Consider the following 19766-nt stretch of genomic DNA (forward strand, 5'->3'; position numbering starts at 1 on the left):
CTTCTGCTTATTGTTTGTAATTGACTGAGTCATTTATATTACTGCGTATATGAGATTGTTGCGTATTTTGACCCGCCCACTTACTTCATTGATTCTTCTGGGATTCATGGGAGGGGTGATGGCGGATGAAAGCAAGTTCTCGGGTGGATTCTTAAACCTAGAGACAGCATCAGACCAGTACTCGAGTCAGCGCATTCTTGAGTTTTGGGGCTACCACGATACGTTTGGAGAGCAAACTCAAGCCGACACCCTAAAGTTGCGTTACTACCAGCCCCTTCACTTTGATCGGTGGCGCGGCACTATGCGACTCGATACCTCTTATGTTTCAACTTACGGCCCCGAACTTCCACAACATCAGACTGGCACTTACAGTGCCGGCAATACGATGCTAACCGTTTGGGGAAATCATCCTGGTGTCCTGAAAAACTGGGAAGGCACATTGGGTGGCCGAATCGTTTTTCCATTTGGCAATTATGGGCAATGGGCGGCAGGCCCTCAGATTGGTACCGTATATGTACCGAGCAAAGGAAGTGATTCACGTCTCTCAGACTTTTCACCCCTTTTGAGATACATGTATGGATTTGATACCAAAGGTAATTCATTTGCGAACAACCCTAATCAACCACCCCTAGTTCGCAATCTCAATATTTTCCCGACACTGGGATTTAATCTCTCACCTAGCACTCAACTTCGATTGTGGGATGAGAATGGAGCCGTATGGAATACTGGTGGAGGGGGCGGCTGGTTCGTTCCACTTGATGCCATGGTGACCCACCGCCTCAATAAAAGCTTCCTATTTGCTGTTGGCGCCAGTAAACAGGTGGTACAGAGTTATCCCGTTTATGACTGGTCGTTTTACGGGAAGCTATCGTTTAATTTCTGAACGGCGTCTTAGTCAAGATTAACTAGACACTCATTCTCAATGTTCGCTGCTTTCGATTTAACCAAAGCCTCCACCAACCAAATCTGAAAATCTTCGTCACCCAAATTGAGCTGCTTGGAAATATTTTTCAATACTGGCGTGTCAGAAATCCATTGCTTAACCTTTGCCATCTCCTGACTACGCCACTCTAAAAGCTTGTATTTGAGGAGTACCTTAGCACCATGGCGGGCATTACGATCGGCGTCGCTTGAGAGATAGTCGAGGCGAGATCTTGCGGTTTCGATCGACTTATTTACTTCAGTAAATGGCTTGCCATGCCCCGGAATAACCAAGGCAGGCGAGATGCTCTCTATCAACTCCAAGGTCTGCGCCACTTCTTCAAAGCCACCCTCACCCCAGAGCTCGGGGAAGATAACCCCAAAGCCCTCTTCCCATAGTGCGTCCGCGGAGATTAAGATGCGATGCTGTTCTTGATACAGCATGATTGAATGATTGTCATGTCCAGGTGCCGCAAGAATTTGCCAACGATAGCGACCCAATACAATTTCCTCGCCAGGAATCAGGAGAGCTTTATAACTAAAGCGCGGGCATTCTTGTCCCAATTGCTGAAAGCTGAGTAAATTCTCGTCCCAATGCTGTACAGCAAGCGCCTCAGCTTCGGGTATCCATATAGCACAATCAAATGCTTCTGATAAAGCTGCATTACCACCGCAATGATCTGAATGAAGATGGGTGTTAACTACTTTATTCAGCTTTTTCAAGCCATGCTGTTTGAGCGCATTAGCTACTAAATCCACAGTCATCTGCTGATGAGCGCAGTACCCACTATCAACCAGGGAAACATCCTCTTCGCCGAAGAGCAAAATATTATTTGCTGATAACCACCCCCGCTCAAAGATATCGATTCCAGGTGGAAGCAAGTAACTGCCGATCCGCTTTTGAGGCATCTTAATTCTTCTGAATAGTTGGCTCAAGTTTTTGAATATCAAACTGCTGCAGCTTTAGGCGCTGCAATAAATCAGCATAGACTTTAGGATCAAGTTGAGGCGTTCTCGACAAAACCCAAAGGTACTCTCTCCTCGGATCACTTACTGCGGCCACCTGATATTGCGAATCCAAATCAATCACCCAGTAATCACCCCATACCATTGGTAAAAATGAAAGCCACTCTGGAGCAAAACGCACTTCTAGCTTAGGTGAGTCCTTAGCGCCAATCTGGCGGGCTGAACCCTCTGCTTCCGAAGTCTCTCCACCAGCAGTTTTGCAGCTATTGAGCACTCGCAGATTGCCATCAGGTTTAGCGGTATATACAGCCTTGGTATTCGAAACGCATTTCTTCTGAAACCAGTTTGGAAACTTAGCAATCTCATACCAAGTTCCCAGGTAACGAGGGACATCTAAGGAAGCTATAGTTTTGACAGCCTGATCACCTTGCTGAGCATGAGCCTGAATAGACCCAAGACAAATCAACAGGAAGCCTAATATGGAAATGAGTGAAGCGCGAGAATATGGAAACAGAGTCATAGGAGAATAGGATTAGATTGTAGATCGCCTGCTTAAGAGCTTGCGAATATAAGGAATCCTACAAGATAACAGCAATAGCAAAATAATTGCATAGATTGTCACTGTATCGAGATCATTCTTGCCTGCTTTATGCCACCAATAATGGAGAATCACGGTACAGGCAATAAAATAAATCAGTCGATGTAGTTGAGCCCACCGACGACCCAATTTTCTTTGGGCCCAGTGCGTGGAGGTCACAGCCAATGGGATCAATAAAACAAGGCTAATGAAGCCCATGGTAATAAATGGCCGCTTCACCACATCATTGAGCATCTCTGCTAGATCAAAGTCTTGATCCAACCAAAGCCAAATCCCAAAATGCAGACAGGCATAGAAAAAGCTAAAGAGGCCCAACATTCTGCGATACCGAATCCATACTGTTGCATTTGTCAGCAAACGTAATGGCGTCATCGCCAAAGTCAGACATAAAAAGACTAATGCCCAAGTTCCTGTCGAGCGAGTGATGAACTCAATTGGATTAGCACTCAAACCATCGGTAAAGCCTAGCCAGATCAAGCGGTCTAACGGCAGCAGTGCTAACAAGAAAATCAATAACTTCATCAAACTTTACCGATTGCCTGGCGTTAATAAAACTTCTTCAAATCCATCCCGGAATACATACTTGCGACTTGATCGCCATAACCGTTAAACATTTCCGTTTTAATCTTCGGGGCAAACACCCCCTTAGAGTCACCAATCCGGCGCTCCGTAGCCTGACTCCAGCGTGGGTGATCGACCAAAGGATTTACGTTGGAATAAAAGCCATATTCACGAGGGGCAATTCTGCCCCAACTGGTTTTCGGCATCTCTTCCGTTACGCGAATTTTGATAATGGACTTAGCACTCTTAAAACCATACTTCCAAGGCACCACAATACGCACTGGAGCTCCGTTTTGCTTTGGCAACATCTCACCATAGAGACCAAAGGTCAGCAGGGTTAGTGGATTCATTGCCTCATCTAAACGCAAGCCTTCCCGATAGGGCCAATCAATAATATTGTCCCCAAGTCCCGGCATCTGTTTTTTATCTGCCAAGGAAATAAATTCCACATACTTTGCCGAACCTAGTGGCTGCACATAATTCAGTAGCTTTGATAAGGAATAGCCGTCCCATGGAATCACCATGGACCAACCCTCGACACAACGCATGCGATAAATACGCTCTTCCATCGGGGCTAACTTCAGTAATGCATCGATATCGAGAGTGACAGGTTTTTTTACCAAACCCTCGATACTCACCGTCCATGGCTTTGTTTGGAGGGTATGGGCATAAGTGGCGGGATCAGATTTGTCGGTCCCGAATTCATAGAAGTTGTTATAGGTTGTTACATACTTATAACTGGTGGGCTCATCTTTTGCCATAAAAGCAGGGTTTGGAGTGGCGGCCAACTTCTGCGGATTTGCTGCCACAGCTTCACGAGAAAACCAAGGTGCTAAAGCACACCCAAATGCCCCCGCCGCTGCAGACTTGATTAATTCGCGGCGATTCTCAAAAACTGCCTTAGGCGTGATTTCTTGAGAAAGTAACTTTGGGTTATTTTTAGGCATATCAATATCTCTTTGATGATTGTCAAACTTCATGATGAATATGTTCATTCTCCTACGCCTAAAGATTTATTGCTGAACGCCTCTCCAGATAATAGGGTTAAATCTGATAGCTGAAGGCTATATTACGCAGTTAAATAATGGTTTTAGTCCCTTGAGAGATGAATATGGCTTGGATTTTCTTGGCATGTGCCATTTTCTTGTTAGGCATCTTTAAAAGTCGGGGCGGCGTACTTTTACAACCCCGACTCCGGAACCTCTTTATTTGCTGCATCATCCTATTGGCTATTGCTTGGAATATTCGCGCCCATATGCCCAATAGCAATCTTCAAAATATCATTGATTTATCGTTCCACTTTTTTGGCGCATCTCTCCTAGTGGCTCTTTTTGGATTCTGGAGCGCCATTACTCTGCTCTTTATTGTTTCCCTAGCGGGTATTTTTACTTTCAGCGGAGATTTGGTAGAGGCCACCAGTCACTACATCATGGTGAGCGTGATTCCGGCAATCTTTGCCTATCTAGTCATTCGAGCAGTGGATCGATTTTTACCAAAGCATCTATTTGTTCTTATATTAGGCAACGGCTATCTTGCAGGGTTCATTAGCACCTTTGCAACTGGTCTACTCATTTATGGATTACAGCAAATTTTTCAAATTAACTCATTCGGAACCAGTGATCCCTTAGGCTGGTTTTTGGGTTTGATTGTCCTATCCTTTATGGAGGGTTCGCTTTCAGGAATGTTGCTAGCCATTCTTCTCGTATACAGACCGCAATGGGTCAGCACGTATCAAGAAGAGCAGTATATGAATGCTTAACTATTTCAGCTTTGCATAAGAAAAAAGGCAAACCAAACGGTTTGCCTTTTTTGTGAAACCAACTCAGCTTAAGCAGCTGCTTTTTTCAAGATGTCATTGAGTGTTGTACTTGGGCACATCACGGCTTTGAACTTAGCTTGATCAGGCATAAAGTAACCACCGATATCCGCTGGCTTACCTTGTACTGCTTTGAGCTCAGCAATAATCTTTTGCTCGTTCTCGGTCAAGGCTTTTGCGATCGGAGCAAAGTGAGCTTGTAGCTCCTTGTCTTCGGTTTGTGCAGCCAAGGCTTGAGCCCAGTACATCGCCAAGTAGAACTGACTACCGCGGTTATCCAACTCACCAGTACGTGGTGATGGTGACTTATTGTTATCCAACAATGTGCCGGTAGCTTCATCCAAAGTGCGCGCCAAGATCTTCACTTTTGGATTATTGGTTTTATCGCCAATATCTTCCAAGGAAACAGCTAGAGCCAAGAACTCACCTAAAGAATCCCAACGCAAATGGTTCTCTTCAACCAGCTGCTGAACGTGCTTAGGAGCGGAGCCACCCGCGCCAGTTTCGAAGAGGCCGCCACCAGCCATCAAAGGCACGATAGACAACATCTTGGCGCTGGTACCGAGCTCCATAATTGGGAACAAATCAGTGAGGTAGTCACGCAAAATATTACCTGTCACAGAGATCGTATCTTTGCCACGAATCACACGCTCTAATGTAAAGCGCATTGCACGGGTCTGAGACATGATTTGAATATCTACACCAGTTAAGTCGTAATCTTTTAGATAGGTTTGAACCTTCTTAATCAATTCAGCTTCGTGTGGGCGGTACTCATCCAACCAGAATACTGCTGGAGTATTAGACAAACGCGCACGGTTTACTGCCAACTTGACCCAGTCACGAATCGGCGCATCTTTAACCTGACACATACGCCAGATATCGCCCTCTTCCACATTCTGCTCGAGCAATACTGTGCCGTCATCCGCAACGATGCGGGCTACACCAGCTTCAGGGATCTCAAAAGTCTTGTCATGTGAGCCGTACTCTTCTGCCTGCTGAGCCATTAAGCCCACGTTTGGCACTGTACCCATGGTTTTTGGATCGAAGTTACCGTGAGTCTTACAGAAGTTAATCATCTCTTGGTAAATACGGGCAAAAGTACTTTCTGGAATAACTGCTTTCGTGTCATGCAAACGGCCATCAGCACCCCACATCTTGCCACCAACACGAATCATCGCCGGCATCGATGCATCCACGATCACATCGCTTGGTGAATGCAAGTTGGTAATACCCTTGGCGGAGTCCACCATCGCCAATGCTGGACGATGCTCATGACAGGCGTGCAAATCTTGAATGATCTCTTCGCGCTTGGATTCTGGCAAAGTTTTGATCTTGTCATACAAGCTGCTCATACCGTTGTTTGGATTAACGCCCAACTCTTCAAACAACTTACCATGCTTTTCAAATGCATCTTTGTAGAAAATCTTGACAGCGTGACCGAACACGATTGGGTGTGACACCTTCATCATGGTTGCCTTGACGTGCAAGGACAACATCATGCCAGTCTTGTAAGCATCTTCGATTTCTTTTTCATAGAACTCGCAGAGTGCTTTCTTACTCATGTACATGCTGTCAATAATTTCACCAGCAAGCAAAGAGACTTTTGGCTTCAGAACAATTGTCTTGCCACTCTTCGTTACCAAATCCATCTTCACATCGCATGCCTTAGTCATGGTCATTGACTTCTCACCTGCGTAGAAGTCGCCACCATGCATATGGGATACGTGCGTACGAGAAGCCTGGCTCCACTCACCCATCGAGTGTGGGTTCTTACGGGCATAACGCTTAACCGCATTAGGCGCACGGCGATCTGAGTTACCTTCGCGCAATACTGGGTTTACCGCACTACCCAAGCACTTGGAGTAACGAGTGCGGATTGATTTTTCAGCGTCGTCCTTAGGATCTTCTGGGAAATCAGGGATCTTGTAACCCTTAGATTGCAACTCTTTAATAGCGGCAAGTAACTGTGGAACTGAAGCGCTGATATTCGGCAACTTGATGATGTTGGTATCAGGCAATAAAGTCATGCGGCCAAGCTCGGCCAAATTATCAGGAACTTTCTGCTCAGCAGTTAAGCAATCAGAGAACTCTGCCAAGATACGTGCCGCAACAGAAATGTCGCTCTCTACAACCTGTACTCCAGCTGGCGCTGTAAATGTACGAATGATTGGTAAAAATGCACAGGTCGCCAATAAGGGCGCTTCGTCTGTCAGCGTGTAAATGATCTTTGATTTCTCTGAAGCCATTGATGTTTCCTCGATATGGATAAATATTAGGGCCCGGTCTTATACCGAACCACTCTCGCATTCAGCACGCAACACTTCAGGCGCTTTTGACTGTCTTGGGTGTAACTTCTCGCACTGGACCGAGACAGCTATTTTAAATCATCGACCCCGGCGATTTAAGGGCTTTTAGGCACCAAATTGGCTGAAGTCGGTCAATTTAAGGGAATCCACCAAGCCAACCCCCCCCCCCCCATCCGCTGACAACGTAAACTGCGATACATGACTAACAAGCACCCCTTACTCAACAAAAACCTCGTACTGTTGATCCTCTGCCAAGGCTTGTTTTTAACCAATAATGTGACCTTTATCGCCATTAATGGCCTAGTTGGGCTTAGTCTGAGCCCCGTTGCTTGGATGGCCACCTTGCCTGTAATGGGCTATGTTGTAGGGGGAGCCTTTTCGACCTCTATTGTGGCTAAAACCCAAAATTATTTTGGTCGCAAGGTATCTTTTCAGTTGGGCCTCTTGGTAGCAGTCTTTTCAGCACTCCTGTGCGCCTATGCCGCCATTTCGAAAAACTTTTGGCTCCTCGTACTCGGTACCTTTATTGCTGGCTATTACAGTGCAAATGGGCAACTCTATCGATTTGCAGCTGCTGAGCTAACGGTTGCCAGCCAGAGAGATAAAGCGGTCTCCTGGGTGCTTGCTGGCGGAATTCTTGGGGCCGTTATTGGGCCCAACCTGGCCTCATGGACCAAAGACTTCTTTGATACCGCCTTCTTGGGCGCCTATCTCACTTTATCGATAGCCGGCTTTATCGGCATCATCGTGATGCAGTTCATCCACTTTCCAGAGGAGTTCAAAACTCAGCACGCTCTTTCAGATGGCAGAGATCTAAAGACCATTCTTCGCCAACCCGTCTTTATGGTGGCAGTGATCGGCGCCTCATTGGGCTACGGAGTCATGAACCTTCTCATGGCAGCAACTCCACTAGCAATGCAAATTTGTGGCCTGCCCTTTTCTGATACTGCTCTAGTTTTAGAGTGGCACGTGATTGGGATGTTCGCGCCCGGATTTTTTACCGGATCACTCATTCAACGCTTTGGCACACTCAAGATCATGGGTGTCGGTGTTGCCCTCAATCTGCTCTGTATTGCTATAGCCCTAACCGGTGTCGACTTTCACCAATTCTTAATTGCACTATTTTTATTGGGTGTTGGATGGAACTTCTTATTTACGGGCTCCACCTCTTTGGCGATGACTGCTTATAGGCCTGAAGAACGTGATAAAGCTCAGGCCACAATTAACTTCTTTGTGTTTGGCACTATGGCTTTCACTTCATTTGGCTCGGGAGCTTTAATCACCTCACAGGGCTGGAATATCCTGAATCTCGGATCAATAGTTCCTGTTGCTGTAACAGCAGGTGCTTTGATTTGGCTTGGCGCCAATCGCAAGAAGGCAAGCGCCTCTTCCGCGACCTAAGAAACCTTAGCTAAGGGCAGGTTGAAAAGTAAGTTTTGCGGTTTGAGCTTGAGCTGCTTTTCATCATTCATGGCAATGGCCATATAAACCGGTTTTCCGGCCTGAGATTGAGTGACGGCAGCCTCATCGATAAAGTCCAAACGGAATAAGCAAATGACCTTCTCAAGCTCATCAGCATCCACCGGCTCTTTGTTGTAAAGCTTATTCAAGATCTCAGTTGCAGCAGCATCGAGGCCCACATGCCAAGACCATTTAGGGTCACTGATTTGCTGCATTGGCGTAATACGGACCTGCGCACCTAAAAAATGTTGCACCCATTTTTCAAGGACACGGCAAAAATGATTGATGGGTGGCTGACCAAAATTCAGTTGCACCGCAAAGTCGTAGTCTTCGCTTTTCTCCCAGTAGAGATCGGCATTTTCTTCATGCAGCACATCTAAATCAATTGAGCGCATGGACATCGAATTACTCTTCAAAAGATCCAGAATATTGCCTGTCTCACCTGCCTGAGCATTGCGAGTAACCACCTCATCATCCGCGCCCATGACAACGCCATCTTCCAGCACAGTGATCTTTTGAGTCCGGAAGAAAATTTCTCCCATACGCGCATCCAGGGGATCGCAATCATCACCCAAGATATGTCGAATAAATATTTGCGCCAGCTGAGCAATAAATAGTGGTGGAACATCTACACCCTCACCTTTAAATAAACTCATATAAAAGTTTTCTAAAGAGCTTGCTGCCAGCAATTTAGTTCGGTATCTAAGCCAAACTTGATAGTTCACCTGAATATCTGGATCTGCCATTGCAGCAATATCTTGATCAGAAATGACTGCTCGAGGATTCTCGCTCAAGCGTTGATGCAGGGCACGTTCAGCATTGCAAGATTCAGGGACAAGATTTAATTCTGGTCGCAATAAGTAAGTGCGCAGAAAATCATCGGTCACCAGCAATTGATTGTCCGAGCCCACTGTCAGGGTTTGGTACGCAGAATGGGGCCAAAAGTGTGTCATGTGAGTTTGCTCGAACAAAAAGATTATGCTCAGAATATACTAGCCCTTCAATTTCAGCCAAAGAGGAAGATAAACGTGAGTGAACTCCAAAAAATAGATACCGTTGTTGGTGATGGCAAAGAAGCGACCGCCGGCAATCATGTAGACGTACATTACACCGGATGGTTATTTGACGATAAAGCGCCTGATCATAAAGGTCAGAAGTTTGATAGCTCCCTCGATCGCGGTCAACTGTTTAGCTTTCCTTTGGGCGCAGGCCATGTCATCAAAGGCTGGGATCAAGGCGTACAAGGCATGAAGATTGGTGGCAAACGTACCCTGATTATTCCTTCAGAGATGGGTTACGGCCCTCGTGGTGCTGGCGGCGTGATTCCCCCAAATGCAACATTGGTATTCGATGTGGAGCTACACGGAGTGAATTAATGCCGCATCTGCATCCATAAGTAATAAGGCCACTCAATGAGTGGCCTTTATTTTTACCGGTAAAAAAACTGAAGCGCTTATGAGCGTAAATCTTTACCGTTGAGCGTTAATTTATTTTGCGTTGCTGGCTGACATAAGCCAATCAAACGATTTCTTTCAGCCATCACCTTGTCAGCATAACCGCCATCATTCTCCGCATTTGCAGCGCCAACATAGTATTTCAAGCCATTGCGCAATGAGCCGCTGGTAGCAATCAAATATTTCAAGATATACGCACCTACCCGAATATTGACTTCAGGCTTAACTGCATCAGTAGCTCCGCCATACAAAGCGTATTTATCTTTATGAATCGCAGTCATCACCTGCATCAAACCTTCAGCACCAGCATGACTTTTTATCAGCGGATTGAAGTTTGACTCAACCGAAATGACAGCAAGCAAGAGAACTGGGTCAATGTTGACCTCTTTTGCAATCAAGACTGTATTGGAAACATATTCCTCAATCTTGGCACGATCGAGCTTGTACTTTTTTTCAAAGAAGTCAGCAACAGCACGTTGATTCTGAATCGACACCATTAACTTTGAGTCAAGTGCTTGAGGGTCAATTTTTGAAGTTGGGATGCGATCTGATAAATGAGAAATCGGCTTCACCTGGGCATGGGCCACTGAAGGCATCAAGAGGGCAACAGTTTGCTGCTTAGCGCTTGTCAGACCACTATTGGAGCTAGCCGAAGCCTTGCCATAAATCACATTAGCGATTTCTTTATCAGCTAGCGCCTTAGGGGCCTCCTCTTGATACTGATCGAGTACCCCAAAACCATTCTGCCAAACCATGTGGCGAGCTTCATCCGGAACCAGAATACGGGCTAAATCAAATGCACCTGCTTGAGTCCCATTACCGGAGAGCCAGAGTCCCACGATCATGAAAACAGTCACAATCAATAGGCCATTCATCACCCGATACACTGGGGATAGTGCGTGAGCTAACAACTCTTTAGCATGAGCCGTTGCTGGCTGAGCTAGTTGCAGATCACTCGAGTTGGCAGAAAAACATTTAATCATTCATGGTCTTGCAGAACACCAAAAACCAAACTTCTGATTTATGCTGCGATGCAATAAGTAAAAAACATGAGCCATCCTAAGAAGGTTCTTATATCAAGTCAAGAATAAAGAACTCTATTTCCATAACTTATTGGTCCTGAAATCAGGATGATCCCTAGGACGATCCCTAATTTTGATATTTACTCCTTTAATTTCAATAACTTAAAGAAGTTAGTGGGGACTTATTTCATATAATAAAAAAGTGTTGAAATTCCAACTTTTTTACTATTTTTCAACTTCAAATGAGCTGTCCGACCCATACATCTAGTATTCCAATGGCTTGGATTTTCTACCGGTAGTGTTCTGCAGCCCCTCACTACCATCAGACACTCCAGCGTTTTTTTACAACCCACTACCCCACAAATCCGCTCCTAAAAAACTTTTCAAGTGGTGTACACACTAGCCCTAGGGCTAACTTATCAACTTAAAAAGTTCCAAATCTTAGTCATTAGTTTCGCCACTCATTACACTGAGATGCAATGCGATCGCTAGCCAAACTCCTCTTAATTAGCGCCCTTTGGCTTCCCCTGAGCGCCTCCGCCCTCTTTGATCAATGCAGGGATCTATTTCCAGCTCAGCAAATCCCCAGTACTAGCCAGGTGGGGCGAGATCTTTGCTTTGATGATTTTGCGATCTACTACTCCCCTTTAGATAAAAAGCCGGTCTACACGGTAGAAAGATTAAATAGCGAGCAGTTTCAGACATCTCGCCCGCGTCGCACCAATCAGTTTTATGAGGAAGCTAGACTGCCCTTGAGTGAACGCGCCCTACTGGCAGACTATCGTGGCAGCGGCTATGATCGCGGGCATAACGTACCAGCAGGCGACATGACGCAAGACCGGGGAATGGCGCAATCCTTCTCTTTGGCAAATATGATGCCGCAAGCCCGGCAAAACAATCAGGGAATCTGGTCAAAACGGGTTGAGGAACCCACGAGAATGTATATCAAGCGCGCACAAGGTGATGTCTACGTCTTTACTGGGTCAGTTGGTCACGCCGGCAGTATTGGCAAAAGCAAGGTCACCATTCCGAGTCATTTGTATAAGCTGGTCTATGACCCTAATAAAAAATTGGCTTGGGCTTACTGGGTTGAGAACACCAATGATGCGCAAATGAGTGCACCCATCTCGTATGCCGAGCTGATTCAAAAGACGGGAATCGACTTTCATTTACCGATAGAGGCGACTAATAGTGCAACTGGCAAGCCAGCTGAAAAGGGCGCATCAGAACCCAGACAGCGGGTCGGCGCTTGGTACCCAGTCTTTTTTGATGAATACTCACCCGATAAGGTGGCGGCAATCATTTCCAATATCAAGGCCGGAAGAGTTGCCAGCATAGAACTGCAATACGACCGCAACCTGAAGTTAGCCCAAAACCTAGCTCAAGAGATTGGATCGAAAAGTACATTGCAGGTCACACTCTCTCAAAGCAGTCCGCCAGACTCACCCAGCGTGAGTTATGAACGCAATCGCGTCATTGCGATAGTGCGCACCAAATAAATTACTACCCCCGAGTGCGGGGAGTAATTCCATGGGCCCGCTGAATGGGCGCCAACAAACCTCGTAATCCATTGTGATCTAGGGTGTGCATCAACTCTAGTAGCTGACCAAGCTCGCCCTTGGGAAAACCTTCGCGAGCAAACCACGCCAAGTAATTGCCTGGCAAGTCCGCAAGTGAACGCCCAGCATGCTTACCAAAAGGCATTTTTATTGTTACCAGCTTTACGAGGGCTTCTGAATCCATAGGTATGGATCTTACAAGCTCGGCAAACCTCAACACTAGATCTAATAGGGGCAATTTATCTATTGAGAATCATTCTCATTTACTGTATATTGCGAATCATTCTCATTTACCTTTATTAACCAGCCCCCCATCACCATGAAACTCACCATCAAACGACTGATTGCCTTCACCATCCTGTTAGCCACCGCCTTGCACTTCTCTTTCGCCAATGCGGGTGAAGGAGCATTTGGATGGATTTACACCCTCGACCTTCAGCCTAAAGGAAAGGTCGAATTTGAACAGCGCTTACAACTCAATAAACAGCAGGCAGCCGGCACCTACGATGCCTGGACCGCTAGAACTGAATTGGAATATGGGCTTACCAATAATTTACAAATTGCTGGCTACATCAACTCCTACTACACCAGCGCAAATCAGAATTACACCAACCCGGAAGCTTGTGGTGATAGCCCAACTTGTACGGGTGGTTATGGAGTCCCCTCGGGACATGACCCTGCTACTGCATATAGAAAAAGCGGGATTGAAGGCGGATCTTTAGAGGCCATCTATCGACTGACTAATCCAGTCACATCTCCAGTTGGTGTCGGACTCTATCTGGAACCAACATGGGGGAGAAATAAAGATGAAATTGAGGCTCGCCTACTACTGCAATCCAATTTCATTGATGACCGCCTGGTCTTGGCAGGTAACGTAGTAGTGGCCAATGAACGTTTGAAGTTTATTGAGAATGGGAATGTCCCCGAATCCATGCTCGACTTCCTTGTCGGCGCCAGTTATCGATTTGCGCCCAAATGGTCCGCCGGTGTCGAGGCACGCTTCCATAACGACTACTCAGAATTAAATTTACGCAATCAAGTGCAGCGCGCAACCTTTGTTGGACCCAATATGCACTACGCCGCAAAAGATTGGTGGGTCACTGGTGCATGGCGCTATCAGCTGAAGGGTGGAACCTGTATGGGTGGTGGTGAGGCGGAGTGTTCCAATGCACGCGTTTGGGATAGTCACTCCGTCAATGAATTCATTGTCAAAGTCGGTTTCCCGCTGAACTAAATCCAATCTCTTCAATCGTTAAGTTAAAGGTAATTATGGAAAAGCAAAATTTATTAATGGCAGCACTCATACATCTAGTTCAGTTTCAGTCTACCCACTGTGCAACTGCAAGAGAGCGGGCTTTAATGATGTTTGATGCCCTCTCTCAGTTAAACGAAAGCAATGCAGAGTTGGACAATCTCTGCCTTGAAGCGAATGCACTACTCACTAGCTAATACATTGGCCTATTCAAACGCCCCTCACACTCAAACAAAAACACAAACACAAACACAAAATTAACAATATGCTTTGGAAACCCAACCCCTTATTGATTGTTGGTCTAGCTGCAGTAACGCTACCAATCGTTGCACAAGCGAAGATATATGTATCTGTTGAGCAGGCGCAAAAAATACTCATCCCCAACAAAGCTTTGATCAAAAATCCCATCATCATCACAGAAGAGCTGCAGGACAAAATGCGCTCTGCGTCGAGCATTCGTCACCCCTTTCAAGGTGATCGCATTTGGAAAGCATCTGACGGCAGCTGGTTCATCGTAGATGAGGTGGTTGGTAAGCATGAAATGATTACATATGCGGTGGCTCTCAGCCCATCTGGCACAGTCACTGGAATTGAGATATTGGACTATGTCGAATCCTATGGCTATGAGGTGGCTGAAGTGCAGTGGCGCAAGCAGTTCGTAGGCAAAACGGCAGCAGACCCTATTAAGCTGAACCAAGATATACAGAATATTGGTGGCGCCACCCTTTCCTGCAAACATCTCACCGATGGCGTCAAGCGAGTTGCAGTGTTGTATGACATTGCACTCAAAAAACAATCTGAAGCTCTCAAAGCAAAATGATTCGCTGCAAACCCCTCTTAGGTACCTTTGTTGAAATTTCAGCTGAAGATAGAAAGCACTCACTCCATGCAATAGAGATGGCATTCACAGCCATTGAGCAGGTTCAGTCCCTGATGGGATTTCATAACCCCGACAGTGAGCTTTCACAAATCAATGCTAGGTCTTATTTAGAGCCGATTCGCATTCACTCCTGGACGGCTAAAGTGCTGACTATTGCCCAAGAAATTCAGATTGAGTCTCAAGGCATATTTAATTGCGGAGTTGGTCATCTACTAGTAGAGGTAGGTCTACTTCCAAAGTGTTTCAGCTTAGGCAATCACTCATTTGGTGGCATTGAAGATCTCCGATTTATTGAGCCCAACTTGGTTCAATCCAAGCTCCCGCTCTGCCTTGATCTTGGTGGCATTGCCAAAGGCTATGCAGTAGATAAGGCAGTAGAGGTCTTAGTTGATCACGGCATTCATTCGGGATCCGTTAATGCTGGGGGTGACATGCGCATTTTTGGGGATCTCGCTCAGGACATTCAAATACGCAGCCCTTCAAATCCCCACGAACTTATTCAGATTGGCAGCATGAGGGCGGGTGCGATTGCGACTAGCAGCCTCTACTTTTCAAAGCGCGACGCTGATGCAAAAAGTTATATGGTTAACCCAATTAATCAAGATCATGTTGAATTTTTAGAGTCTTACTCAGTGATTGCTGATGAGTGCGTCTACGCAGATGCATTAACCAAGCTAGTCAGCGTTACTGGAGATACCCAGCACCCCTGCTTAAGTCATTTTTCTGCACAAGCAATCAGAATTCCCAACCCACCCATCTCATGAAAAATACCAGTCGCCTTGGCAAGATGCCAGCCTGGCAAAGAAATTTTGTCCTCATTGGCATGTTGAGCTGCTCCCTTACCGGCTCAGCCTATTTACTTGGCCATGAGTTTCATATTGAACGCGCCATATTAGGGGCTCATTCCGTTTTAATGTGGCATGGCATTGCCGCGATGATAGCCACGCTGGCATTGGGCTCAGTCTTACCTTTTCACCTAAAGGCAGGCCTAAAGTCTAAGAGAAAGCTGTATAGCGGATTAAGCCAATTGGTTTTTTTAGCTACTTTATTGATATCAGGCGCTTTGTTGTACTACGGTCCTGAAGAAATTCGAGAGAATGTCATCACTACACATTGGCTAGTTGGTCTCGCATTCTTCGCTATTTTTCTGCTGCATGGCATTTATGCCAAAAAGTTGGCGCCCTAAATGCAATTAAGGCGCATTGAGCGGTGTTTCTCAATACGCCTTCATCAAACTAAAGAAGATTTACTTACAGCAAGAGTCTTTGCCGCAAGATGTTCCACAAGAATTGATTCCCAATAATGGGTACGCTGGGCAGAAACGGAAAATACCAGTTGCCAAAGGAATCAGTCCAAGCCAGCCCCACCAGCCTACGATACCGTTGGCTGCAAGCGCAACCAGCACAATACCTACTGAGATTCTTAAAATACGATCGATACCACCGACGTTACATTTCATATTGAACTCCCTTTAAAAACGATTAAATAATTCCTTGCTGCTATTTTTTGCAGTAATGCTTGTATAGCAAACTCATCACGGATACAGCCACCTGACTTGATAGGGAATAGTAAATTTGCTTACCTTCTCTACGTGTTTTAACAAGCTTCTCCTTACGCAATACCGTGAGCTGCTGTGAAAGAGTTGGTTGATGTAAATCTAGCGCGGCCTCTAGCTCACCCACACATTTTTCAGCCTGACCAATTTCGCATAAGAGCATCATGCGATCCCGATTAGATAAGACCTTCATCAGTTTGCAAGCATCATCTGCCGATGATTGCATCTTCTTTAACTCTGCCTTAGTAATGGGCATATTCATCATCATTCCTTGATCAGAGTGCGTTTAATGGGATTTTTAAATATGCGACGCCATTGGCATCTGGCTCAGGAAAGTGTCCAGCACGTATATTGACCTGGATCGACGGCAGGATCAGCACTGGCATCTCCAAAGTTTTGTCTCGTGCAGTCCGCATCTGCACAAACTGCTCTTCAGTCACGCCATCATGCACATGAATATTGTTTGCCTTCTCATCAGCAACCGTAGTCATGCAATTCGCAGGACGGCCATTGGGTGGATAGTCATGGCACATATAGAGCTTGGTCTGACCAGGGTAAGACAAGATCTTCTGAATCGAACGATAGAGCGTCTTCGCATCACCACCCGGAAAATCACAGCGCGCTGTGCCAACATCCGGCATGAATAAGGTATCACCTACAAAAATTACATCGCCGATTTCATAAGCCATGCAAGCAGGAGTATGGCCGGGCACAAAGAGCGCTTTTAAGGAAAGATTTCCGAAGGTAAGTGACTCACCCTCTTTCAGCAGTTGATCAAATTGCCCACCATCTGCCTTAAAGCTATCGCCCAGATTGAAGACGCCTTTAAATACGGTTTGGACATTAGTGATGTGATCCCCAATCACTAATTTGCCACCCAAGTGGCTTTGCAGGTAAGGGGCAGCAGTTAAATGATCTGCATGGGCGTGGGTTTCCAATATCCAACTTACCTTGAGTTGATGAGCTGCAACGAAGGCAATGACCTCATCAGCTGATTTAGTGCTAGTTCTGCCTGATTTAGGGTCATAGTTCAGCACAGAGTCAATGATCACGCAGGGGCTACCATCACCCTCATAGACTACATAGGTGAAGGTCCAGGTTTCTGGATCAAAAAAGTCTTTAATCAGAGGGGTGTGCTTTGTAGTCAAGATATTCTCTCAGTTGAATAAATATAATATATATTTATATACTATATTAATCTAAAATAAATTGCAATGGACTACTCAACCCTCATCAGCCCAGCACTAGGCATCCTAGTGGGCGTCCTTATGGGCCTCACTGGTGCCGGGGGTGGGATTTTGTCAGTGCCCCTGCTGGTCTTCTTTCTAGGACTACCGATTGCAGAAGCAGCCCCAATTGCACTGTGTGCTGTTGCCCTTGCTTCTAGCGTTGGGGCCATCCTAGGCCTCAGGAACAAGATTTTGCGCTACAAGGCAGCAGGTTTTATGGCGATCTTTGGCTTGGCGCTATCACCCTTAGGACTATGGATCGCACCGCAGATTCCGAATGCGCCCTTGCAGATCGTATTTAGCTTAATCCTCTTGTATGTTGCTATTCGCTTGTTGACCCAGGCTCGCAATCAGATCAACGGCGTTCCTGAAGAAAGCCGAAAACCCCCTCCATGTCTTATCAACCCCGCTATTGGAAAACTCCAATGGACCCTACCCTGTGCGCGCGCCCTCATGTTCGCTGGCAGTCTGGCTGGGTTTTTATCGGGATTACTGGGTGTTGGTGGCGGATTCATCATCGTGCCAGCCCTCAAGCGCTATACCGACTTACCAGTCAAATCTATTGTGGCCACTTCGCTTGGGGTACTAGCTATCATTACTGGCGGTGGAGCAATTTTCTCGGCAGCCAGTGGCGGTTTAAATATTGCAGTTGCTGCACCATTCGCACTTGCTGCATTGGGCGGACTATTACTTGGGATGCTATTAGGTAAAAAATTAAGTGGCCCGCATACTCAGCTCATTTTCTCGATCTTTACATTAGCAGTTGCTATCAGCCTACTAATTAAAGGCGTTCTCATTTTGAATTCGTGAAACGCCCTCTCACATCCCTTCTTTTGGTTCTTTCTCTCGCACTATTGGGAGCTCTACTCATGTCTCTAAAACCCAGTTCTTTTTTAACCAGCTCGGTGAGCGCCATTTCTGGAACCGTGAGCAATCTCAATAATGAGCGCTTGGAATACGTGAACCCAGAAAAACCTACTCACGATCACTCATCCGTTTCTTACCAACGCTTTTTTATCTCTCAATTCAATTTAGGTGATCGCGCGATTGAAGCCAAATTCTCAACGCCGATGGTAGTAAGTAATGGCGATGCGATAACAGTCTCCGGCTATCAAAAGGGCAATGGCTTTCAGGTGCTTGCTTATGCCAATCAGACTCAGCAAGTCAGTAAGCATGAGAATTGGATTGTTCTAGGCTTTGGTGCCCTCTTCTTTTTGGCAGTTGCCCTTGGGCTCCTCAACTCAGAGTTAGTAGCTGATGGCGCCCTAGTGCCCAAGCTATTTCTAATTGGCTTTGTAGGCGTCGCTTTTTATATGGGATATCGCGCCCTACTCATTCGTGAGGCAATCTCACTACTAAAGGGCTAGATACCCGACTAGATTTATTCCAACTCAATAGAAAAAGCCCTCTTTCGAGGGCTTTTTAAATACAGGGCGCTGCTAGATCTTAGTGACCACCAGCTCCACCTAAATAAGCTGCTTTTACAGCTGGATCATGCATCAATTTATCCGCTGGGCCATGAGTTGCGATCTTACCGTTCTCAAGCACGTAACCGTAATCAGCAACGTTGAGGGCTGCAGCAGCAAACTGCTCAACCAATAACATCGTTACACCTTGAGATTTGAGATTAGAAATAATCTTAAATACTTCCTCAACCAAAATTGGTGCAAGACCCATTGATGGTTCATCCAAGAGAATGATCTCTGGATTCAACATCACGGCACGAGCCATCGCTAACATCTGCTGCTCACCACCTGACAATGTTCCGGCCAATTGGTTGCGACGCTCTTTTAAGCGAGGGAACATTTCTAGAGCTCGCTCAAGATCGCTCTTAATATCGCCTTTTGGACGGCTACCTGTAAAGCGTGGGAATGCACCTAACAAAAGGTTGTCATTGACTGACATCGTCGTAAAGACACGACGGCCTTCTGGGCTGTGAGCTAAACCTAAACGGGCGATTTTATGAGAGTCGTAACCATCAATTTTTTCGCCACCCAAGGTTACTTCACCCGCTGTAGGCTTGATCATGCCAGTAATAGCACGCATGGTAGTTGTTTTACCAGCGCCGTTTGAGCCGATCAAAGTAATCACTTGCCCCTTAGGAACATCAATGTTGATGCCGTGCAGAACTTTTACTTTGCCGTAGCCTGCTTCAAGATTCTTAATAGATAACATGGTATTTACCG

24 protein-coding genes are annotated in these 19766 nt (G+C 46.0%); 12 read left to right on the plus strand and 12 right to left on the minus strand.

Annotated features, from left to right (window positions below; translation table 11 throughout):
- Positions 1 to 49 precede the first annotated feature (49 nt).
- Positions 50 to 883: a hypothetical protein gene (locus ICN16_RS07560; protein ID WP_255533696.1), complete on the plus strand. Its 834-nt coding sequence runs from the start codon at positions 50 to 52 to the stop codon at positions 881 to 883.
- 8 nt (positions 884 to 891) lie between these two features.
- Here the strand turns inward: ICN16_RS07560 and ICN16_RS07565 are convergent, their stop codons facing one another.
- From ICN16_RS07565 to msrP, 4 genes are read right to left on the minus strand one after another with little or no spacing between them, the layout of a single operon-like run.
- The gene (locus ICN16_RS07565) at positions 892 to 1830 is read right to left on the minus strand and encodes an MBL fold metallo-hydrolase (protein ID WP_216136229.1); all 939 of its coding nucleotides are present in this window, start codon (positions 1828 to 1830) and stop codon (positions 892 to 894) included.
- Between the two features lies 1 nt (position 1831).
- Complete coding sequence (locus ICN16_RS07570) at positions 1832 to 2407, minus strand: lipocalin family protein (RefSeq protein WP_216136232.1); 576 nt, start codon at positions 2405 to 2407, stop codon at positions 1832 to 1834.
- A gap of 12 nt (positions 2408 to 2419) precedes the next feature.
- Positions 2420 to 3007: a protein-methionine-sulfoxide reductase heme-binding subunit MsrQ gene (gene msrQ / locus ICN16_RS07575; protein WP_216136235.1), complete on the minus strand. Its 588-nt coding sequence runs from the start codon at positions 3005 to 3007 to the stop codon at positions 2420 to 2422.
- 23 nt (positions 3008 to 3030) lie between these two features.
- A complete protein-coding gene (msrP, locus tag ICN16_RS07580; protein WP_370625634.1) occupies positions 3031 to 4026 on the minus strand; it encodes a protein-methionine-sulfoxide reductase catalytic subunit MsrP in 996 nt (331 codons plus the stop codon).
- Positions 4027 to 4157: 131 nt separating this feature from the next.
- Here msrP and ICN16_RS07585 point away from each other — a divergent pair, with 131 nt between their 5' ends.
- Positions 4158 to 4805, plus strand: coding sequence for an energy-coupling factor ABC transporter permease (locus tag ICN16_RS07585; protein ID WP_216136237.1), 648 nt, complete (start codon positions 4158 to 4160; stop codon positions 4803 to 4805).
- Positions 4806 to 4873: 68 nt separating this feature from the next.
- Here ICN16_RS07585 and ICN16_RS07590 read toward each other — a convergent pair whose 3' ends face one another.
- Entirely contained in the window at positions 4874 to 7108 is a 2235-nt protein-coding gene (locus ICN16_RS07590; RefSeq protein WP_216136238.1) for an NADP-dependent isocitrate dehydrogenase, read from the minus strand.
- A gap of 258 nt (positions 7109 to 7366) precedes the next feature.
- On the opposite strand from ICN16_RS07590, the gene ICN16_RS07595 reads away from it, so the two are divergent.
- Positions 7367 to 8569 (plus strand): MFS transporter, encoded by a 1203-nt coding sequence (locus ICN16_RS07595; protein WP_216136239.1) that lies wholly within the window; start codon positions 7367 to 7369, stop codon positions 8567 to 8569.
- Here the strand turns inward: ICN16_RS07595 and ICN16_RS07600 are convergent.
- Positions 8566 to 9582 (minus strand): DUF6352 family protein, encoded by a 1017-nt coding sequence (locus ICN16_RS07600; protein ID WP_216136240.1) that lies wholly within the window; start codon positions 9580 to 9582, stop codon positions 8566 to 8568. The genes ICN16_RS07595 and ICN16_RS07600 overlap by 4 nt on opposite strands.
- 75 nt (positions 9583 to 9657) lie before the next feature.
- On the opposite strand from ICN16_RS07600, the gene ICN16_RS07605 reads away from it, so the two are divergent.
- Positions 9658 to 10005, plus strand: coding sequence for an FKBP-type peptidyl-prolyl cis-trans isomerase (locus tag ICN16_RS07605; protein ID WP_216136241.1), 348 nt, complete (start codon positions 9658 to 9660; stop codon positions 10003 to 10005).
- Positions 10006 to 10082: 77 nt separating this feature from the next.
- Here the strand turns inward: ICN16_RS07605 and ICN16_RS07610 are convergent, their stop codons facing one another.
- The gene (locus tag ICN16_RS07610; RefSeq protein WP_216136242.1) at positions 10083 to 11066 is read right to left on the minus strand and encodes a transglycosylase SLT domain-containing protein; all 984 of its coding nucleotides are present in this window, start codon (positions 11064 to 11066) and stop codon (positions 10083 to 10085) included.
- 518 nt (positions 11067 to 11584) lie between these two features.
- Here ICN16_RS07610 and ICN16_RS07615 point away from each other — a divergent pair.
- Entirely contained in the window at positions 11585 to 12604 is a 1020-nt protein-coding gene (locus ICN16_RS07615) for a DNA/RNA non-specific endonuclease (protein ID WP_216136244.1), read from the plus strand.
- A 4-nt stretch (positions 12605 to 12608) separates the two neighbouring features.
- On the opposite strand, the gene ICN16_RS07620 is transcribed toward ICN16_RS07615, so the two are convergent.
- A complete protein-coding gene (locus ICN16_RS07620) occupies positions 12609 to 12848 on the minus strand; it encodes a DUF3820 family protein (RefSeq protein ID WP_216136247.1) in 240 nt (79 codons plus the stop codon).
- 135 nt (positions 12849 to 12983) lie between these two features.
- Between ICN16_RS07620 and ICN16_RS07625 the strand changes: the two genes are divergently transcribed.
- The 5 genes from ICN16_RS07625 to ICN16_RS07645 all read left to right on the plus strand — a co-directional run bounded on the left by ICN16_RS07625 (position 12984) and on the right by ICN16_RS07645 (position 15982).
- Complete coding sequence (locus ICN16_RS07625) at positions 12984 to 13898, plus strand: DUF6662 family protein (RefSeq protein ID WP_216136250.1); 915 nt, start codon at positions 12984 to 12986, stop codon at positions 13896 to 13898.
- Positions 13899 to 13954: 56 nt separating this feature from the next.
- On the plus strand, positions 13955 to 14113 hold the full coding sequence (locus ICN16_RS07630) for a hypothetical protein (protein WP_216136253.1): 159 nt from the start codon (positions 13955 to 13957) through the stop codon (positions 14111 to 14113).
- A 68-nt stretch (positions 14114 to 14181) separates the two neighbouring features.
- A complete protein-coding gene (locus ICN16_RS07635) occupies positions 14182 to 14736 on the plus strand; it encodes an FMN-binding protein (protein ID WP_216136255.1) in 555 nt (184 codons plus the stop codon).
- Positions 14733 to 15560: an FAD:protein FMN transferase gene (locus tag ICN16_RS07640; RefSeq protein WP_216136258.1), complete on the plus strand. Its 828-nt coding sequence runs from the start codon at positions 14733 to 14735 to the stop codon at positions 15558 to 15560. Before ICN16_RS07635 ends, ICN16_RS07640 begins: the two co-directional genes overlap by 4 nt.
- Positions 15557 to 15982, plus strand: coding sequence for a hypothetical protein (locus ICN16_RS07645; protein ID WP_216136260.1), 426 nt, complete (start codon positions 15557 to 15559; stop codon positions 15980 to 15982). The genes ICN16_RS07640 and ICN16_RS07645 overlap by 4 nt, the downstream gene beginning before the upstream one ends.
- Before the next feature lie 60 nt (positions 15983 to 16042).
- Here the strand turns inward: ICN16_RS07645 and ICN16_RS07650 are convergent, their stop codons facing one another.
- The 3 genes from ICN16_RS07650 to ICN16_RS07660 are packed head-to-tail and all read right to left on the minus strand — an operon-like array spanning position 16043 to position 17499.
- The gene (locus tag ICN16_RS07650) at positions 16043 to 16255 is read right to left on the minus strand and encodes a DUF2892 domain-containing protein (RefSeq protein ID WP_216136262.1); all 213 of its coding nucleotides are present in this window, start codon (positions 16253 to 16255) and stop codon (positions 16043 to 16045) included.
- A 40-nt stretch (positions 16256 to 16295) separates the two neighbouring features.
- Complete coding sequence (locus tag ICN16_RS07655; protein ID WP_216136873.1) at positions 16296 to 16607, minus strand: metalloregulator ArsR/SmtB family transcription factor; 312 nt, start codon at positions 16605 to 16607, stop codon at positions 16296 to 16298.
- A gap of 19 nt (positions 16608 to 16626) precedes the next feature.
- Positions 16627 to 17499: an MBL fold metallo-hydrolase gene (locus tag ICN16_RS07660; RefSeq protein WP_216136264.1), complete on the minus strand. Its 873-nt coding sequence runs from the start codon at positions 17497 to 17499 to the stop codon at positions 16627 to 16629.
- Positions 17500 to 17565: 66 nt separating this feature from the next.
- On the opposite strand from ICN16_RS07660, the gene ICN16_RS07665 reads away from it, so the two are divergent.
- Together ICN16_RS07665 and ICN16_RS07670 are read left to right on the plus strand one after the other, a co-directional pair.
- Positions 17566 to 18390, plus strand: coding sequence for a sulfite exporter TauE/SafE family protein (locus ICN16_RS07665; protein WP_216136266.1), 825 nt, complete (start codon positions 17566 to 17568; stop codon positions 18388 to 18390).
- A gap of 59 nt (positions 18391 to 18449) precedes the next feature.
- The gene (locus ICN16_RS07670) at positions 18450 to 18947 is read left to right on the plus strand and encodes a hypothetical protein (RefSeq protein WP_216136268.1); all 498 of its coding nucleotides are present in this window, start codon (positions 18450 to 18452) and stop codon (positions 18945 to 18947) included.
- A 79-nt stretch (positions 18948 to 19026) separates the two neighbouring features.
- On the opposite strand, the gene ICN16_RS07675 is transcribed toward ICN16_RS07670, so the two are convergent.
- Positions 19027 to 19755, minus strand: a complete 729-nt coding sequence (locus ICN16_RS07675; RefSeq protein WP_216136270.1) for an ABC transporter ATP-binding protein — start codon at positions 19753 to 19755, stop codon at positions 19027 to 19029.
- Positions 19756 to 19766 lie beyond the last annotated feature (11 nt).

The sequence above is a fragment of the Polynucleobacter sp. es-MAR-4 genome (assembly GCF_018882055.1).
In the GTDB taxonomy this organism is placed as follows: Bacteria; Pseudomonadota; Gammaproteobacteria; order Burkholderiales; family Burkholderiaceae; genus Polynucleobacter.

Coding starts and splice junctions, on each gene's coding strand:
- ICN16_RS07560 (WP_255533696.1), top strand. CDS start 50: ATGAGATTGTTGCGTATTTTGACCCGCCCACTTACTTCATTGATTCTT.
- ICN16_RS07565 (WP_216136229.1), bottom strand. CDS start 1,830: ATGCCTCAAAAGCGGATCGGCAGTTACTTGCTTCCACCTGGAATCGAT.
- ICN16_RS07570 (WP_216136232.1), bottom strand. CDS start 2,407: ATGACTCTGTTTCCATATTCTCGCGCTTCACTCATTTCCATATTAGGC.
- msrQ (WP_216136235.1), bottom strand. CDS start 3,007: ATGAAGTTATTGATTTTCTTGTTAGCACTGCTGCCGTTAGACCGCTTG.
- msrP (WP_370625634.1), bottom strand. CDS start 4,026: ATGAAGTTTGACAATCATCAAAGAGATATTGATATGCCTAAAAATAAC.
- ICN16_RS07585 (WP_216136237.1), top strand. CDS start 4,158: ATGGCTTGGATTTTCTTGGCATGTGCCATTTTCTTGTTAGGCATCTTT.
- ICN16_RS07590 (WP_216136238.1), bottom strand. CDS start 7,108: ATGGCTTCAGAGAAATCAAAGATCATTTACACGCTGACAGACGAAGCG.
- ICN16_RS07595 (WP_216136239.1), top strand. CDS start 7,367: ATGACTAACAAGCACCCCTTACTCAACAAAAACCTCGTACTGTTGATC.
- ICN16_RS07600 (WP_216136240.1), bottom strand. CDS start 9,582: ATGACACACTTTTGGCCCCATTCTGCGTACCAAACCCTGACAGTGGGC.
- ICN16_RS07610 (WP_216136242.1), bottom strand. CDS start 11,066: ATGATTAAATGTTTTTCTGCCAACTCGAGTGATCTGCAACTAGCTCAG.
- ICN16_RS07615 (WP_216136244.1), top strand. CDS start 11,585: ATGCGATCGCTAGCCAAACTCCTCTTAATTAGCGCCCTTTGGCTTCCC.
- ICN16_RS07620 (WP_216136247.1), bottom strand. CDS start 12,848: ATGGATTCAGAAGCCCTCGTAAAGCTGGTAACAATAAAAATGCCTTTT.
- ICN16_RS07625 (WP_216136250.1), top strand. CDS start 12,984: ATGAAACTCACCATCAAACGACTGATTGCCTTCACCATCCTGTTAGCC.
- ICN16_RS07630 (WP_216136253.1), top strand. CDS start 13,955: ATGGCAGCACTCATACATCTAGTTCAGTTTCAGTCTACCCACTGTGCA.
- ICN16_RS07635 (WP_216136255.1), top strand. CDS start 14,182: ATGCTTTGGAAACCCAACCCCTTATTGATTGTTGGTCTAGCTGCAGTA.
- ICN16_RS07640 (WP_216136258.1), top strand. CDS start 14,733: ATGATTCGCTGCAAACCCCTCTTAGGTACCTTTGTTGAAATTTCAGCT.
- ICN16_RS07645 (WP_216136260.1), top strand. CDS start 15,557: ATGAAAAATACCAGTCGCCTTGGCAAGATGCCAGCCTGGCAAAGAAAT.
- ICN16_RS07650 (WP_216136262.1), bottom strand. CDS start 16,255: ATGAAATGTAACGTCGGTGGTATCGATCGTATTTTAAGAATCTCAGTA.
- ICN16_RS07655 (WP_216136873.1), bottom strand. CDS start 16,607: ATGCCCATTACTAAGGCAGAGTTAAAGAAGATGCAATCATCGGCAGAT.
- ICN16_RS07665 (WP_216136266.1), top strand. CDS start 17,566: ATGGACTACTCAACCCTCATCAGCCCAGCACTAGGCATCCTAGTGGGC.
- ICN16_RS07670 (WP_216136268.1), top strand. CDS start 18,450: ATGTCTCTAAAACCCAGTTCTTTTTTAACCAGCTCGGTGAGCGCCATT.
- ICN16_RS07675 (WP_216136270.1), bottom strand. CDS start 19,755: ATGTTATCTATTAAGAATCTTGAAGCAGGCTACGGCAAAGTAAAAGTT.